At 72.2% G+C, this 17168-nt stretch carries 13 protein-coding genes; 9 read left to right on the forward strand and 4 right to left on the reverse strand.

From position 1 onward, the window contains the following. Positions 1-4: 4 nt before the first annotated feature. Positions 5-871 carry an alpha/beta fold hydrolase gene (locus tag FHX45_RS13420; RefSeq protein ID WP_167100790.1) on the reverse strand — a complete coding sequence of 289 codons (867 nt, stop codon included), beginning with the start codon at positions 869-871 and terminating at the stop codon, positions 5-7. Positions 872-957: 86 nt separating this feature from the next. Between FHX45_RS13420 and rfbA the strand changes: the two genes are divergently transcribed. Then, on the forward strand, positions 958-1839 hold the full coding sequence (rfbA, locus tag FHX45_RS13425; RefSeq protein WP_167100793.1) for a glucose-1-phosphate thymidylyltransferase RfbA: 882 nt from the start codon (positions 958-960) through the stop codon (positions 1837-1839). Position 1840: 1 nt separating this feature from the next. On the opposite strand, the gene htpX is transcribed toward rfbA, so the two are convergent. The 3 genes from htpX to FHX45_RS13440 all read right to left on the reverse strand — a co-directional run bounded on the left by htpX (position 1841) and on the right by FHX45_RS13440 (position 4367). After that, positions 1841-2707, reverse strand: coding sequence for a zinc metalloprotease HtpX (gene htpX, locus FHX45_RS13430; RefSeq protein WP_167100796.1), 867 nt, complete (start codon positions 2705-2707; stop codon positions 1841-1843). A 225-nt stretch (positions 2708-2932) separates the two neighbouring features. Further along, on the reverse strand, positions 2933-3349 hold the full coding sequence (locus FHX45_RS13435; protein WP_243869025.1) for a hypothetical protein: 417 nt from the start codon (positions 3347-3349) through the stop codon (positions 2933-2935). Between the two features lie 97 nt (positions 3350-3446). After that, the gene (locus tag FHX45_RS13440; protein ID WP_167100799.1) at positions 3447-4367 is read right to left on the reverse strand and encodes a nucleoside hydrolase; all 921 of its coding nucleotides are present in this window, start codon (positions 4365-4367) and stop codon (positions 3447-3449) included. A 152-nt stretch (positions 4368-4519) separates the two neighbouring features. Between FHX45_RS13440 and FHX45_RS13445 the strand changes: the two genes are divergently transcribed. The 8 genes from FHX45_RS13445 to FHX45_RS13480 all read left to right on the forward strand — a co-directional run bounded on the left by FHX45_RS13445 (position 4520) and on the right by FHX45_RS13480 (position 17166). Continuing rightward, positions 4520-5392 (forward strand): LLM class F420-dependent oxidoreductase, encoded by an 873-nt coding sequence (locus FHX45_RS13445; protein ID WP_167100802.1) that lies wholly within the window; start codon positions 4520-4522, stop codon positions 5390-5392. Positions 5393-5529: 137 nt separating this feature from the next. Beyond that, positions 5530-6846, forward strand: a complete 1317-nt coding sequence (locus FHX45_RS13450; protein ID WP_167100804.1) for a nucleotide sugar dehydrogenase — start codon at positions 5530-5532, stop codon at positions 6844-6846. After that, positions 6836-8014: a glycosyltransferase family 4 protein gene (locus FHX45_RS13455; RefSeq protein ID WP_167100807.1), complete on the forward strand. Its 1179-nt coding sequence runs from the start codon at positions 6836-6838 to the stop codon at positions 8012-8014. The genes FHX45_RS13450 and FHX45_RS13455 overlap by 11 nt, the downstream gene beginning before the upstream one ends. A 146-nt stretch (positions 8015-8160) precedes the next feature. Then, positions 8161-9510 (forward strand): exopolysaccharide biosynthesis protein, encoded by a 1350-nt coding sequence (locus tag FHX45_RS13460; protein WP_167100809.1) that lies wholly within the window; start codon positions 8161-8163, stop codon positions 9508-9510. After that, the gene (locus FHX45_RS13465; RefSeq protein WP_167100811.1) at positions 9507-11132 is read left to right on the forward strand and encodes a Wzz/FepE/Etk N-terminal domain-containing protein; all 1626 of its coding nucleotides are present in this window, start codon (positions 9507-9509) and stop codon (positions 11130-11132) included. Before FHX45_RS13460 ends, FHX45_RS13465 begins: the two co-directional genes overlap by 4 nt. Positions 11133-11139: 7 nt before the next feature. Next, a complete protein-coding gene (gene asnB / locus FHX45_RS13470; RefSeq protein WP_167100814.1) occupies positions 11140-13044 on the forward strand; it encodes an asparagine synthase (glutamine-hydrolyzing) in 1905 nt (634 codons plus the stop codon). 10 nt (positions 13045-13054) lie between these two features. Further along, positions 13055-15229 (forward strand): Gfo/Idh/MocA family oxidoreductase, encoded by a 2175-nt coding sequence (locus FHX45_RS13475; RefSeq protein ID WP_167100816.1) that lies wholly within the window; start codon positions 13055-13057, stop codon positions 15227-15229. Continuing rightward, positions 15226-17166 carry an alginate lyase family protein gene (locus tag FHX45_RS13480; RefSeq protein WP_167100819.1) on the forward strand — a complete coding sequence of 647 codons (1941 nt, stop codon included), beginning with the start codon at positions 15226-15228 and terminating at the stop codon, positions 17164-17166. Before FHX45_RS13475 ends, FHX45_RS13480 begins: the two co-directional genes overlap by 4 nt. The last annotated feature ends 2 nt before the right edge of the window (positions 17167-17168 follow it).

The raw sequence follows: 17168 nt of genomic DNA on the forward strand, positions 1-17168 counted from the left end.
GCCCCTAATCTGCCATGACGCCGGCGAACGCCAGGATGTGCCGCACCAGCTCGGCCGGCTGGTCCTCGGGGACGAAGGCGGAGGAGTCGGCGATTTCGACCAGGCGCGCGCGGGGCAGGATCTCGGCGAGCCGCCGGGCCAGGCGGAGCGGGAACATCCGGTCGTCGTCACCCCAGGCGAGGAGGACCGGCTTGTCGAAGGCGCGCAGCTGCTCCGCGGCCGCGAGCGTGTAGCGCGGGTGTACCGCCCGGACAACCTTGCGCACGTCGCGGCGGATCGCGGCGGAACGGTGCGCCGGCCGCACGTAGGACTCGGTGATCGGCGCGGGAAACGGCCGCTTGGCCACCCAGCCGAACACGAGCGGAGTCCGGTGCAGGGCCTTGACCTGGAGCAACGCCGCAACCAGGCGCATCGAACCCGGGATGCGGGCGAGCTGGGTGAGCGGTTTGTACAGCGGCGGGAAGAAGTGACCGAAGCTGTCCGACGGGGTCAGCACGACACGGCCGACCCGTTCGGGGCGCCGCGACAGCATGATCTGGGTGAGCGCACCACCGGTGTCGCTCGCGACGAGGATGACGTCCCGCAGGTCGAGAGCGTCGAGGAAGTCCGCGATGAGATCGGCCAGGCCGGGCGGGGTGAGGTCGGCGTCCGGGCGGACCGGGATCTCGTGCGCCCCCAGTGGCATGTCGACCGTGAGGCAGTGGAAGCCGGCGGCGGCGACGTCCGGCACGACCTTGCGCCAGAGGTCGGCGTTGACGAAGGCGCCGTGGACGAACACGACCGGTCGGCCGGTGCCGCGGTCGAAGTAGCGGACCTCACCCTGCGGGAGGGTCACGTGCCGGGGCTGGCCGAGTGCTGGTGAGCGAGTCATCCTCCGAACATACATACAGACTGTATGTATGTGAAGCGATTCGGCACGCTAGGGTGGTTCCGGATCGATCCGGGAGGAGCTGAGGCATGAAGGGCATCGTGCTGGCGGGCGGCAGCGGGACGCGTCTGCACCCGATCACCCAGGCGGTGTCGAAACAACTGCTGCCGGTGTACGACAAGCCGATGATCTACTACCCGCTCTCGGTGCTGATGCTCGCCGGGATCCGGGAGATCCTGATCATCTCCACACCCGCCGACCTGCCGAACTTCCGGCGGCTCCTCGGATCCGGCGACCAGTTCGGGTTGCAGCTGGCCTACGCCGAGCAGCCCAGCCCGAACGGCCTGGCCGAGGCGTTCCTCATCGGTGCGGACTTCCTCGGCGACGACGACGTGGCGCTGATCCTCGGCGACAACATCTTCTACGGCCAGGGGTTCTCCGGGCGGATGCAACAGGAGGTCGCCACGCTCGACGGGTGCGTGCTGTTCGGGTACCCGGTGAAGGACCCGCAGCGCTACGGCGTGGGCGAGCTCGACCGCGACGGCAGGCTGGTGTCGATCGAGGAGAAGCCGGACCGGCCGAAGTCCAACCAGGCGATCACCGGGCTGTACTTCTACGACAACCAGGTCGTGGAGATCGCGCGCGGGCTCACCCCTTCGCAGCGCGGCGAGCTGGAGATCACCGACGTCAACCTGGCGTACCTGCGGCAGGGCCGCGCGAAGCTGGTCGAGCTGGGGCGCGGATTCGCGTGGCTGGACACCGGCACGCACGACTCGCTGCTGGAAGCCGCGCAGTTCGTGCAGGTGCTCGAGCACCGCACCGGGGTGCGCATCGCGTGCCTGGAGGAGGTGGCGCTGCGGATGGGCTACATCGATCCGGACCAGTGCCTGGCGCTCGGGCTCAAGCTGTCGAAGTCCGGGTACGGCGACTACGTGATCGCGTGCGCGCGGGCGGCCGGGGCGACCGGATAGGTCAGAACGGGCCGCGGCGGGCCATGTCCTCCAGGCGCCGGATCCGGTCCTCGATCGGCGGGTGCGTGGAGAACATGCGGGAGAACGACTCGCCGGGGCGGAACGGGTTCGCGATCATCAGGTGCGACTGCGACACCAGCTGCGGCTCCGGCACGAGCGGGGCGCGGCGCGTGCCGTCCTCCAGCTTCCGCAACGCCGAGGCCAGCGCGAGCGGATCACCGGTCAGCTCGGCGCCCGACGCGTCCGCCTGGTACTCCCGCGAGCGGCTGACGCCCATCCGGATGATGCCCGCGGCGATCGGGCCGACCAGGATGATCAGCAGCGTGACCAGCGGGTTGTTGCCCTCGCGGTCGTCCCCGCCGAACACGCCGGCGAACATCGCCACGTTCGCCAGCACGCTGACCATGCTCGCGAGCGCCCCGGCGACGCACGAGATGAGGATGTCGCGGTTGTAGACGTGGGACAGCTCGTGGCCGAGCACCGCCCGAAGCTCGCGCTCGTCCAGCAGTTCCAGGATGCCCGTCGTGCAGCACACAGCGGCGTGCCGCGGGTTGCGGCCGGTGGCGAACGCGTTCGGCGCCTTGGTCGGGCTCACGTACAGCCGCGGCATCGGCTGGCGGGCCGAGGTGGCCAGCTCCCGCACGATGCGGTGCATGACGGGCTGCTCGGGCTCGGACACCGGACGCGCGCGCATCGCCCGCAGCGCGATCGTGTCGGACTTGAAATAGGCGTAGGCGTTCATGCCCAAGGCGAGGGCCAGCCCGATGAACAACGCGCCACGCCCGAACAATGAACTGATCGCGATGATGATGGCACTCAGCAATCCGAGCAACAACGCCGTTTTCAGCCCGTTCTGGTGCCTGTGCACGTCCCCTGCGCCTCCTTCCACTTCCGCAACGCGCGAACGGGAAGCGGAGTTCCGCAGCAACTCTCGCGTGCGCGCGGGCGGGCACGCCAGGTTGCGGCTGGATCCGGGTGCCCCACCCATTGTGGAAAACGGCTGGCGCGTCGCGGACGGGCACTGGCGCCACCGCCTCGGGGAATGCCGTTCGCGCTGGTCAGGGCAGCACTGTCGGAGACTCGCGGCCGGTGCCTAGCGGTCGTCGCAGGCGGCCCTGGCCCGGGTCATCGCCGCGTCGAACTCCGGCCCCTTCGCGGCGAAGTTCTGCATCACGATGTCGACCGGGGCCTTCAGGGCGTCGGCGAGCGACTGGTAGCGCGGCTCCTGCTCGGCGGCCGCGGCCGCGAGCTGCGCCGCCGCGCCCCAGCGCTGGAACCCGGCGTGCTTGTCCACCGGATCGAGTGACGTGGTGCGCGCCACCGCGGCGCATGCGGCGTCGACGTCGGCGGCGGCGTCGGATCCCGCAGCGCCCGGACCGGACCCGATCCAGACGAGCCCCACGACTCCCGCGCCGACGACGAGCCCCACGACCAGGGCGACCACGGCGAGCGGCCACCGGTGGCGCGGAGACGGAACGGGGTGCGGCTGGGCCATGTACGGCTGGGCCATCGGAGATCCTTCCAGCGTGAGCGGTCCTCCCATGGACGCACCCCCGCCGCGTCCGGTTCCGGGGCGTTGTGCCGCCCACAGCGAGCCCCGGAGGGAATCAACGCAGGCCGGGGACGAGACCCTCGATGAGGACGTCCAGTGCCTGCTCGACGTGCACGTCCTCCGCCACCTGGACGGCGGGCCGCCCGCCGCGCCCGCTGCTGCTGTCCGCGCGGGTGCGTCCCCGTGCGGCGCCCTCGGCCAGCTCGACCCGCACCGGTGTGGAGCGGCAGCTCACCAGGTCGGGGCGGGCCAGGACGGCCGCCGCGAGCGGGTCGTGCAGCGGCATCGGCGGCCGCTGATCCGGTGGTGCGGCGGCGAGCAGCGCCGCGAAGCCGCCCCAGGGCAGCGGGTCCTGCGCCAAGGCGGTGAGCCACCCGGTCGTGGGCTGGACCTGGCGGGTCACGTCGAGCCCGACCAGCGTCAGGTCGAACCCCGCCGTGAGAACCATGTCGGCGGCCTCCGGGTCGCACCAGATGTTGGTCTCGGCCACCGCGGAGACGCTGCCGTCACCACTGAACACCCCGCCCATCACCACGACCCGGCCGGCCAGCTCGGGCAGCCGGGGTTCCTGCCGCAACGCCAGGGCGAGGTTGGTCAACGGGCCGAGCGTGAGCAGGGACAGCGCGCCCGGGCGTGCCCGCACGTGCCGGACCAGCTGGGCGGCGGCCGGCTCGCCGACGGGACCGGCCGCGGGCGCGCCGAGCAGGCGGCCCACCGGGTCCTCGGGATGGCGGTAGTGCACCTCGCGGGTCAACGGCCCGGTAGCTCCTTGCGCGACCGGCACCTCGGCCCCGAGCAGCTCCAGCACGCGCAGCGTGTTGCGCGCGGCGGCCTCGGCGGGCACGTTGCCGTGGACCGAGCCGATCGCGACGACGTCGACAGCGGGGCTGCGGGTGAGGAACACCAGTGCCAGCGCGTCGTCGAGGCCGCCGTCGGTGTCGACGAGGACGGGGACGGGTGCTGCCTGCGGGGTCATGGGAGATGACTGTGCCGTAACGCGTGAACCTCGCGCCGCCCGCCCGGTTCACGTCGCCAATTCGGGTACCCCACCACCCGTCAGCGCCCGCGGCACCACCCGCTGGTCGTCAGCACCGGAGCCTGAAGTTCGAAACCACGCAGAGGACACCCATGAAACTCGGACTGCAAATCCCCGACTTCACCTGGCCCGGCGGCCCCGCCACGCTCGGCCGCGACCTCGCCGACGTCGCCCGCGCCGCCGACGACGCCGGATTCGGCTACCTCGCCGTGATGGACCACTTCTTCCAGATCCGCGCCGTCGGACCCAGCGAACACGACATGCTCGAGGCGTACACCACGCTCGGCTACCTCGCCGCCCACACCGAGCGCGTCAAACTCCTCACCGTCATCACCGGCGTCCTCTACCGCCAGCCCGGCGTGCTCGCCAAAGCCGTGACCACCCTCGACGTCCTCTCCGGCGGCCGCGCCATGCTCGGTATCGGCGCCGGCTGGAACGAAGAGGAGAGCCGCGGCCTCGGCTTCCCGTTCCCGCCCACCGCGGAACGCTTCCAGATGCTCGAAGAGACCCTGCAGTACGTGCTGCGCATGTGGTCCGACGACGACGGGCCCTTCAGCAGCCCGCACATCGAGGCCGAACGGCTCCTGAACGTCCCGCAGGCGCTCACGAAACCACACCCGCCGATCATGATCGGCGGCAGCGGCGAGCGGAAAACCCTGCGGTTCGTGGCGCGGTACGGCGACGCCTGCAACATCTTCGACGGGCCCGACCTCGAACACAAGCTGGACGTCCTGCGCGGGCACTGCGAAACCGAGGGCCGCGACTACGCCGACATCACCAAAACCGTCTACCACCCCCTCGACGTCGGGGCGCACGGCGACAAGGCCGACGAGCTCAAGGGTGAACTGCGCCGCCTGCACGAGCTCGGCGTGGACGCCGTGATCGGCTCCATCCCGGGGCTTCCGGACCCGGGCCTGATCGAAACCTTCGCCGACGACGTCATCCCGTTCGCCGAAGCGCTCTGACCGCCGGTTCCCGCCCCAGGAGGTTTCTTCCTCGCGGAAACCCGACCAGGACAACGGTTTTCCGCGACCGCGGCCCGTAACGATGTCCTCCCGTCCCCCGACCTCTGGGTCAAGCCGGTGGCGGCGGGAGGATTTCCATGAAGATCAGCGTCTTCGGGCTCGGCTACGTCGGATGCGTTTCGGCCGCGTGCCTCGCCGGTGAAGGACACCGGGTGATCGGCGTCGACATCAATCCCGGCAAGATCGATCTCATCCGCCGGGGCAAAGCACCCGTGGTGGAAGAACGCATCGGCGAACTGACCGCACGGGTCGTCGCGAACGGCGCGCTCACCGCCACCACCAGCGTCGCCGACGCGATCGCCGGCAGCGACATCTCCCTGGTCTGCGTCGGCACGCCGTCGGCCCCCAACGGCAGCCTGTCCACCGCATTCCTGGAACGGGTCACCGAGGAGATCGGTGGCGCACTCGCCGGGAAGACCGGCCGGCACACGGTCGTGTTCCGCAGCACGATGCTGCCCGGCACGTGTCTGGACCTGCTGGTGCCGATCCTGGAAAAGACCTCCGGACTCACCGCCGGTGTCCACTTCGGCGTCGCCGTGAACCCCGAGTTCCTGCGGGAAGGCAGCAGCGTCAGGGACTTCTTCGACCCGCCGAAGACGGTCATCGGGGAACTCGACCCGGCCAGCGGCGACGCGGTCGCGGACCTCTACGCGGACCTGCCCGGCGACGTGTTCCGCGTGCCGATCCCGGTCGCGGAGATGACCAAGTACGCCGACAACGCCTTCCACGGCCTCAAGATCGGCTTCGCCAACGAGCTGGGCGCGATCTGCCGCGCCCTCGGCCTCGACTCGCACCGCGTGATGGACGTGTTCCTCGCCGACCGCAAGCTCAACGTCAGCCCCGCCTACCTGCGGCCCGGCTTCGCCTTCGGCGGCTCCTGCCTGCCCAAGGACCTGCGCGGGCTGGTCTACGCCGCGCACCGCGCCGACGTGTCGGTGCCGCTGCTCGCACACGTGCTGCCCTCCAACGAAGAACACCTCCGCCGCGCGTTCGACCTGGTCGCGCGCACCGGCAAACGGCGCGTCGGCCTGTTCGGGCTGTCGTTCAAACCGGGCACCGACGACCTGCGCGAGAGCCCGCTCGTCGAACTCGCCGAACGCCTGCTCGGCAAGGGCTACGACCTGAAGATCTACGACGCGAACGTGAGCCTGTCCCGGCTGGTGGGCGCCAACCGCGAGTACATCGAAAGCCGCCTGCCGCATCTGGGCCAGCTGCTCGCCGGCTCGCCCGGCGAGGTGCTGGACCACGCCGAGGTGTGCCTGGTGGGCAGCACCGACCCGGCCGTGCTCGCCGTGCTGCCGCACGCCGGCGGCCGGACCCTGATCGACCTCGTCCGCCTGCCCGACGCCGCCGTGCGCCGTGCCGAAGAAGGATACGTCGGCCTTGCCTGGTAACGCCCTGATCCTCGTCGAGAACCTGTCCGTGCCGTTCGACCGGCGGGTCTGGCAGGAGTGCACCACCCTGCGCGACGCCGGGTGGACCGTGCACGTGATCTGTCCACAGGGGACAAAACGGGACAGCGAACCGGAGGTCGTGCTCGACGGCGTGCACATCCTGCGGTACCCGCTCACCGCGGCCACCGGTGGCCCCGCGGGTTACCTGCGGGAGTACGGTGCCGCGCTGTGGCACACGGCCAGGCTGGCCCGCACGGTCGGCCCGGTCGACGTCGTGCACGCCTGCAATCCGCCCGACCTGCTGTTCCTCGTCGCGCTCCGGCTCAAGCGCCGTGGCGCGAAGTTCGTCTTCGACCACCACGACCTGGTCCCCGAGCTGTACCTGTCGCGGTTCGGCCGTGGCCGGGACCTGCTCTACCGCGGCGTGTGCGCGCTGGAACGCGCCACGTTCCGCGCCGCGGACGTGGTCATCTCGACCAACGAAAGCTACCGCGACGTGGCGCTGACCCGCGGGGGCAAGCGGCCGGCGGAGGTGTTCGTGGTCCGCAGCGCCCCGGTCGTGGAGCGGTTCCACCAGGTGCCGCCGGAGCCGGAACTCAAGCGCGGCAAGCCGCACCTGCTGTGCTACCTGGGTGTGATGGGGCCGCAGGACGGCGTCGACCACGCCCTGCGCGCGCTCGCGAAACTACGGGACGACCTGGGCCGCACCGACTGGCACGCGGTGTTCGTGGGATCCGGCGACGCGTTCGACGCGATGGTCGTGCTGTGCCGGGAACTGGGCCTGGACGACCAGGTGGAGTTCACCGGCCGCATCCCGGACGCCGACCTGGTCCGTTTTCTGTCCACAGCGGACGTCTGCCTGTCCCCGGACCCGCGGAATCCGCTCAACGACGTGTCCACCATGAACAAGATCATGGAATACATGGCGATGAGCCGGCCGATCGTGTCGTTCGACCTGCACGAAGCGCGGGTTTCCGCCGGCGACGCGGCGGTGTACGCGCCGGCCAACGACGAACTCGAGTTCGCCAAGCTCACCGCGCGGTTGCTGGACGATCCCGCGGAACGGCGGCGCATGGGTGACATCGGCGCGGCGCGCGTCACGGGAGCGCTGTCGTGGGCCAACTCGGCGAAATCCCTGCTCGCCGCATACGCCGCCGCGAGTCGGTGATTCGCTGACCGGTACCGGGAAAACCCCGTCGAGAAACTTTTTGCACAAGGCCGGTAACCAATTCAGGAATTGCCGCGACCTGGTTCGTGAAAGCCCATCCAACCGGACGCCGGTGGCGTCCCGCGGATCGATCGAGGGGGCAACAATTGGGTGACGACACCGTGCGCCTGTCCACGATCGGACGGATCCTGCGCAACCGCTGGCGCGTGCTGGCGGCGCTCGCGGTGCTCGGCGCGCTCGTCGGGGCGGGCGCGTCGCTGCTGTTCTCCCCCGGTTACCGGACCTCGACGAGCGTGCTGCTCCAGGGTTCGCGCGACGCGGGCGAACTCCTCACCGAAGCCCAGGTCGCGACCAGCACCGTGGTGCTCGACCGGGCCGCGCAGGCACTGGGCTGGGGGGTGAGCGGGACGGCGCTGAGCGGCAACGTCAAGGCCGGTGCGAGCCAGGCCAACATCATCGACATCACCGCGACCGCGGACACACCGGACAAGGCGCAGAAACTGGCCGACCAGGTGGCCAACGCCTACGTGGCCTACACCGCGCAGCTCTTCGGCGCGAATTCCGACGCCGCGAGCCAGGTGGCGCAGGAACAGGCGAACGCGTTGCGCCACCAGGTCCAGGAAACCAACGACCGCATCACCGAACTGTCCCAGTCCGCGCAGAAGCTGTCCGTGGAAACGGTCGACGTGCGCACGCAGCTGGAACAACTGCGCAGCGACCTGGCCGACGCGATGCTCAAGCTGGACCAGTCCGACCAGACGATCAGCCAGACCAGGACCGTCGTGATGGGTTCGGCGCAGCTGCCGACCAGCCCGGCGTCCCCGACGCTGATCCAGTTCACCGGTGGTGGCGCGGTGGCGTTCTTCCTGCTCGGCGTGCTCGGCCACCTGATCGGCGCGCGAGCGGACCGGCGGCTGCGCGACGAGCAGGAGATCGGGTCCGCGGTCGGCGGCCCGGTACTCGGCAGCGTCGACGTGCCGGTGGACCGGCACACGCACCAGGCGACCGGCAAGGCGCGGCACGCCTGGTCCCGCTGGCTCGGCCTGGACCGGGCGTGGAACGAACCCGAGCTCCTGCCGTCGGTGGACCGGGCGAGCCGGGAGGTGCGCTACCGCCGGGTGCTGTCCCGCCTGGGTGACGACCGGGGGACGTTCGGGCTCGTCGTGCTGCTGGTCGCCGACGACGACCCGGCCGGGCGGGGCGCCGCCGCCCAGCTGGTCGCGGCCTCGGCCGGCCGGCCCGAACTGCGGATCGTGGTGACCAGCGCCGCCCGGCCCACCGTCGGCGAGGTCGAGGGCGCGGACGGTGTCGTGGTCGTGCAGGGCAGCGGCACCCGGACCGGCTGGGAGCTGGTGGACCTCGCAACCGCGTGCGGGGACGCCGGGCTGCGGGTGCTCGGCACCGTCGTGGCCCACCCGGCCCGCACGTCCCCGCGCTCCGCGGACGAGCCGGCCGGGGCGCCGCGAACGGACGAGGCATTGGCGGGTTCGGCATGACCAGACCCGACCGCGCACCCGCGGACCAGCCGCTCATCGACCTCCACCGGCTGCTGACCTCGATCCGCCGCAGGCGGCGGATGTGGCTCGCCACCGCGGCCATCGGCCTGCTCGGCGGCGCGGCGTTCGCGTTCCTGACCCCGGCGAAACCGACCGCGGTGACGTCCCTGCTCGTGCTGCACACGGCCGACCAGCCCAACGACAGCAAGAGCCTGATCCAGACCGACGTGGCGGTGCTGCAGAGCACCCGCATCGCGGGCGCCGCGGTCAAGACGCTGAACCTGCCGGCCACGCCCGAGCAGTTCCGCACCACCTACACCGGTGCCGGGCTGACGAACAACATCATGCAGGTCACGGTCACCGGGCCGACGCTCCCGGACGCGCTCACCCGGGCCAAGGCGGTCGCCGACGCGTTCATCACCGACCACCGGCAGCGGTTGCAGGCGGCCGCCGACGCCGAGGCGCAGGCGCTGCTCAACCAGCGCGACCAGCTGCAGGGCGAGCTGAACCAGGTGGACGTGCAGATCGCACAGGCGTCGGGCCGCAACAGCCAGATCGGCCCCGCCGAGCTGCAATCGCTGTACGCGCGCCGGGCCGACCTCGCCTCGCGCGTCTCGGACTACACCGGCCGCGCCACCGAGGCCCGGGTCGGGCAGCCCCAGCTGGGTGCGGGCAGCCAGATCGTCGACGGGCCCCGCCCGGTCGCCTCGTCCACGCTCGGCTCGGCCGTGACCACCGGCGGGATCGGCGGTGGCTTCGGCCTGTTCGCCGGGCTGGCGATCGCCGCGGTGCTCAGCGTGGTGCGGGACCGCCCGGTGCTGCGCCGCGACATCGCCGCCGAGCTGGGCGCCTCCGTGATCGGTGAGCTGCCCCAGCCCCGCCGGGTGCGGCGGTCGCGGGCCGCCGCCCAGCACAACCGGGTGGCCGCCACGATCGCCCGCACCGTCGCCCCGGACGGCGGGTCGGTGTCGGTCCTCGAACTGGGCTGCCCGCGGATCGCGGCCACGCTCGCCCTGGACGTGGCCAAGCACGTGGCCGGCGAACTCGACGGCCCGGAGCACACCGTTGTGCTCGTCGACGACCTGCCCGGACGCGAACTCAGCGCGGTAGCCGGTGACCCGCCGGAGATCCCGGTGGTCGACGGCGAGCGACCCCTGGGCGCGGGCCTGCGGATCGGCGTCGGCTCGGTGGCGCCGGGCACGGCGTGGACCGACCTGAGCCGTCTCGGCGCGGAAACCGTGCTGGTGGTGCGCGCAGGGAAGGCGACCACCCAGTGGCTGCACACCGTGGCGCGGCAGCTGGCCGACCTGGGCATCCCGGTCATCGGGATCGTGCTGGTCGCGCCGGACCCGAAGGACCGCACCGACGGCACCCTGTGGGACGGCCTGCACACCGCGCTGCGCGGCCGCGCCACGTTCGCCGCCACCGCACGCCCGGAGGGCGGCAGCGGCCACCCCGCCCGGTGGTACGCGCCGCTCCCGGGCCGCAACGGCGAACGGACGGTGACGCTCGAACCGGTGCACGCCGACCTGCCGGCGAAGCAGTTCGCCCCGGTCACCGGCCCGGCCGGGCCCGCCGGGTCGTGCACCAACGGCAAGCCGCCCCTCGAACGCGAAGGCTGACCAGCGCATGTGCGGTATCGCAGGAACCCATCACCTCCCGGACGGCGGCCCGCTCACCGACCGGCTCACCCGGCGGCTGGCCCACCGTGGCCCGGACGGCGAAGGCCGCTACGACCACGGTGACGTCCATCTCGGGCACCGGCGGCTGTCCATCATCGACCTGTCCGGGACCGGCGCGCAGCCGATGGTTTCCGGCGGGCTCGCGCTCACCTACAACGGCGAGCTGTACAACGCGCCGGAGCTGCGCGCCGAACTGCGGGGCAAGGGTGTGCGGTTCCGCGGCACGTCCGACACCGAGGTCCTGCTGGAGGCGTGGCGGCGGTGGGGCGTGGAGTGCCTGCCGCGGTTGCGGGGCATGTTCGCGTTCGCGGTCTTCGACGAGCGCACCGGCGAGCTGTTCCTGGCGCGCGACCAGCTCGGCATCAAACCGCTGTTCTACGTGCGCCGCGGCGACGGACTCGTGTTCGCCTCGGAGCTGAAGGCGCTCGCCGGCGAGCTGGGCGGCGGGCTGCACGTGGACGAAACCGCGCTGGTCGCCTCGCTGCTCTACTACTGGGTGCCGGACAGCCGCTGCGCGTTCCGCGAGGTGCGCAAGCTGCCGCCGGGCAGCTGGTTGCGGTCCCGCCCGGACGGGCGGGTGGACACCGGCCGGTACTGGAACCTGCGGGACGTGGCCACCGAGGCGCAGGCCGGGCCGCCGGCTGATCTCGCCGCCGTGGTCGAGGACTCTACGCGGGCGCACCTGCTCGCCGACGTGCCCGTGGGGACGTTCCTGTCCGGCGGGCTGGACTCCAGCTACCTGACCGCCCTCGCCGCCCGGCACCGGCCCGGGATTTCCGCCTACACCATCGGGTTCCGCGCCGCGGACGCGAAGTTCGAGGCGATGCCGGACGACCTGCGCTACGCCCGGATCGTCGCGCGGCGCTTCGGCGTCGACCTGCACGAGATCGAGATCGCGCCGGACGTGCAGGAACTGCTGCCGCACATCACGCATCACCTGGACGAGCCGATCGGCGATCCAGCGGCGATCAACAGCTACCTCATCTGCACGGCCGCGCGCGAGGCCGGGGTCAAGGTGATGCTGTCCGGCATGGGCGCCGACGAGTTGTTCGCCGGGTACCGCAAGCACCTGGCGAACCTGATCGCGCTGCGCTACCAGAAGATCCCGCCTGGCCTCCGCCACCCGATCGAGTCCGTTGTGGACCGTCTGCCGGTGGCGAACGGGAAGCGCGGCTTCCGGTCCGTGCGGTTCGCCAAGCGGTTCCTGTCCTTCGCCGAGCTGCCGGAGGAAACCGCGTTCCGGCGCAGCTACACGATGTACGACCGGGACGAGCTGACCGGCCTGGTCCACCCGGACCTCGCCGCCGCCGTGGACGACGTGCTCACCGAGCACGCCGACACCTACCACGACAACCAGTTGCACGACTTCGTCAACCGCATGTGCCTGGCCGACGCGCGGATGTTCCTGCCCGGGCTGAACCTCACCTACACCGACCGCGCCAGCATGGCGGCCTCCACCGAGGTGCGAGTGCCGTTCGTGGACGTCGAGGTCGTCCGGGCCGCGTTCAGCCTGCCCGGCAACCGCAAGATCGCCGGGCGGCAGGGCAAGGCGGCGTTGAAGGAAGCCGCGTCGCCGATCCTGCCGAGGGAGATCGTGTACCGGCCCAAGGGCCTGTTCAGCGCTCCCCTGCGGGCGTGGATGAGCCGGGACCTGGCGCCGCTGGTGCGGGAGGTCGTGCACGACGGCGAGCTGGTGCGGTCCGGGCTGCTGCGGCGGGAGGCGTTGCAGCGCCTGGCCGACGAGGACGCCGCCGGCCGCGAGGACCGGTCCAAGCACCTCTGGCACGTCCTGACCCTCGAGTACTGGTACCGCGGCGCGACCGAAGCCGGTGCGGCCGAGCGAGCAGCGTGAAGGAGCCCTGGTGAAGCAGGTCGTGCAGAACTACAAGAGCGGCGAGCTGGCGCTGCTGGACGTCGAGGCGCCCGCGTGCAAGCCGGGCGGGGTGCTCGTGCGGACCGCGTACTCGCTGATCTCCACCGGCACCGAGATGATGAAGGTGTCCGAGGCGAGCATGTCGATGCTGGGCAAGGCGCGCTCGCGGCCGGACCAGGTCGCCAAGGTCGTGCAGAGCGTCGCGGCCAACGGCGTCGGCCCCACCTACCGCAAGGTGATGAACCGCCTCGACTCGTACACGCCGCTGGGCTATTCGCTGTGCGGGGTGGTCGAGGAGGTCGGTACCGGGCTGGCGGGCACCGTCGAGGTCGGCGATCTGGTGGCGTGCGCGGGCAACGAGCACGCGCTGCACTCCGAGCTGAACTGGGTGCCGAAGAACCTGTTCACCCGCGTGCCGGCCGGGGTGCGGCCGCGGCACGCCGCGTTCGGCACCGTCGGCGCGATCGCCCTGCAGGGCGTCCGCCGCGGTGAGCCGCAGCTCGGCGACACCGCGCTGGTGATCGGGCTCGGCCTGATCGGGCAGCTCGTCGTGCAGCTGCTGGTGGCGTCCGGGGTGCGCGTGGTCGGGGCCGACCCGGACACCGGGCGGTGCCGGCTGGCCGAGCGGCTCGGCGCGTCGGTGTGCGGTCACCCCGGTTCCGGTGAGGTGGCGGTCGCGGTCGGCGAACTGACCGGCGGGCACGGCGTCGACCAGGTGTACCTGGTGGCCGGCGGCGGCACCAACGAGCCGGTCGAGCTGGCCGCGAAACTCGCGCGGGACCGCGGGCGGGTGGTCGACATCGGCAAGTGCCGGCTCGACCTGCCGTGGAACGCCTACTACGAAAAGGAACTCGACGTCCGGTTCTCCCGCTCGTACGGACCGGGCCGCTACGACCCGGAGTACGAACTGGACGGCCGGGACTACCCGATCGGCTACGTGCGCTGGACCGAACGCCGCAATCTGGCGTGCTTCCTCGACCTGATCGCCCGCGGCCGGGCCGACGTCGAACCGCTGGTCTCGCACGTCGCGGACTTCGCCACCGCCGTGGAGACCTACCGCAGGCTCGACGAGGGCGAGCTGGCGGCCGTCGCCGTGTTGTTCCGCTACCCGGGCGCGGAGCACGAGCCCACCGAGCCGGAGCTGAGCGCCGCGGTGCCGCACCGGGAGCCGGTCCGCACCTCGCGGCGCACCGGCCGGATGCGGACCGCGTTCCTCGGCGCCGGCAACTACGCGTCCTCGATGCTGTTGCCGCACCTGGCGGAGCGGGCGGACGTCGAGCTGCGCCGCGTGGTCACCACGTCCGCGCTGTCCGCGGCGAACGCCAAGCGCAAGTTCGGGTTCGCCGAGGCCGCCACCGACGTGGCCACGGCACTGGCCGATCCGGACATCGACGCGGTGTTCGTGGTGACCCGCCACAGCTCGCACGCCGAGCTGACCCGGCGCGCGCTGCTGGCCGGCAAGGCGGTGTTCGTGGAGAAGCCGCTGGCGCTGACCGAGGCCGAGCTGGGCAAGGTGCTCGGCGCGATCGAGGAATCCGGCAACGACCGGCTGCAGGTCGGGTTCAACCGCCGGTTCGCGCCGCTGCTGCGGGACAGCGCCGGGCGCTTCGGCAGGCGGATCGGCCCGGCGTCGGTGCGGTACCTGGTCAACGCGGGCCGCCTGGAGCACGGCAGCTGGTACGACCGGGCCGCCTCGGAGGGCACCCGGTTCACCGGTGAGGGCGGGCATTTCATCGACACGGTGAGCTGGCTGCTCGGCGAGGACCCGGTGTCGGTGTACGCGGCTGCCACGCCGGACCAGCAGGACCTGCAGATCCTGCTGCGGTACCCGGGTGGCTCAACGGCGACGATCAGCTACACCACCAGCGGCGCGGCGGGCTTTCCGAAGGAGACGCTGGACGTCGCCGCGGACGGCAAGGTGCTCGCGTTCGACGACTTCGCCCGCGCTTCGGTGTACGCGCGCAAGCGCTGGACCAGCTCGCGCATCCCGCAGGGCCGGGACAAGGGTCAGCGCGCCGAGCTGGACGCGTTCGTCGCGGCGGTCACCTCCGGCGGCCCGATGCCGGTGCCGCTGGAGTCGCTGGTCGCGACCACGCTGGCCACGCTCGCCGTGCAGACCAGTCTCGCCACCGGCGCGCCGGTCAAGATCGGGGCCCGCCCATGACAGACCTGGGCTGGTACCTGCGGCGGCTTTCGCGGATGGGGCCGCGGGAAGCCGCCGGGCGCGCCGCGGACGTGCTGAACCGGCGCAGGCTGAGGCGGGCGCTGCCCGAGCCGTCCGCTCCCCTGCCCGGCCGCCGGTTCACCGCCGTGCTGCCTGCGGGCGTGCCGGTCCCGCCGGCCGCGCGGGTGCGGGTGCTGGCCACCGCGGACCGGCTGCTCGACGGCCACGCCGAGTACTTCGGCGTGCCGCGCGACGATCTGATCAACCCGGACTGGTCGCTCGACCCGAAGACCGGCCGGCGCGCCCCGACGGACACCGTCGCGTTCGACATCCCCTACCGGGACGAGGACGTGGTCGGCGACATCAAGCAGATCTGGGAGCCGTCCCGCCACCAGCACCTCACCGTGCTCGCCACCGCCTACGCGCTGACCGGCGAGGACCGGTACGCCGAGCGGGTCGCCGACCACCTGAAGTCGTGGTGGGCGGCCAACGCGCCGATGACGAGCGTGCACTGGGTCAGCGGGATCGAGCTGGGCATCCGGTTGCTGTCCTGGGTGTGGGTGCGGCGCCTGCTCGCCGCCTGGCCCGGCGCGGCCGGGCTGTTCGAGGACAACCCCGAGGCGCTGCACCAGATCTGGCACCACCAGCGCTGGCTGGCGACCTTCCCCAGCCGCGGGTCGTCGGCGAACAACCACGTCATCGCCGAGGCGGCCGGGCAACTGGCCGCGGCGCACGCGTTCCCGTGGTTCCCCGAGTCGGCGGCCTGGCGCTCGGCGGCGCTGCGGTCGCTGGCCGACCACCTGGACGCCAACACCTTCGGATCCGGGCTGAACCGCGAACTGGCCACCGAATACCACGGCCTGGTCCTGGAACTGGGCCTGGCCGCGGCGGCGGAGGCGGGGCCCGCCGCACCGGACTCGCTGTGGCGGACGCTGCTGCGGATGACCGACGCGCTCGCGGCGGTGGTGGACGTCCGGCTGCGGCCGCCGCGGCAGGGCGACGGCGACGACGGCCACGGGCTGGTCCTCGACGGCCACGGCACCGACCGCTGGTCCTCGCTGTTGTCCACCGGCGACGCCGTGTTCGGCCGGCTGGACTGGTGGCCGCGTCCACGTGGGGACGACGTGCGCACCCCGCTGCTCGCCGCGCTGGCAGGGCGGCACGAGCTGCCCGGCCGCCCGGACACCCGGGCCGACCACTTCGCCGACGCCGGGCTGACCCTGCTGCGCACCCCGCCCGGCGACGGCCGCGCCGAAATCTGGTGCCGGTGCGACGGTGGCCCGCACGGGTTCCTGTCGATCGCCGCGCACGCGCACGCCGACGCGCTGTCCGTGGAGGTGCGGCACGACGGCATCGACATCCTCGCCGACCCGGGAACCTACTGCTACCACGGGGAACCCGGGTGGCGCGCCTACTTCCGGTCCACCCTCGGCCACAACACGGTGCAGCTGGACGACACCGATCAGTCCACTTCGGGCGGTCCGTTCCTGTGGACCCGGCACGCCAGGAGCCGGGTGCTGGCCCGGCCGGGCGGCGGGGTGCCGCGCTGGTGCGCCGAACACGACGGCTACCGGCCGACCGTGCACCGCCGCACCGTCGAACTCGACCCGGCCGACCGCGCACTGCGCATCACCGACGAGATCACCGGCGGTCGGCAGCACCCGGCGCGGCTCGCGTTCCACCTCGGTCCGCGGGTGTCCGCGGAGCTGGCCGGGAACGCGGCCGTGCTGACCTGGACGGCGGGTGGCCGCGACGGAACGGCGATCCTCGAACTGCCCGGCGGGCTCGCCTGGACCGCGCACCGCGGCCGGACCGCGCCCCCGCTCGGCTGGTACTCGCCCGGCTACGGCCGCCGCGAGCCGGCCACCACCCTGATCGGCAGCGGATGCACCGGGCGCGGCAGCGCGCTGGTCACCCTGCTGCGCTTCGCCCGCTAGCC

This window comes from Amycolatopsis granulosa (assembly GCF_011758745.1).
Classification (GTDB): domain Bacteria; phylum Actinomycetota; class Actinomycetes; order Mycobacteriales; family Pseudonocardiaceae; genus Amycolatopsis_E; species Amycolatopsis_E granulosa.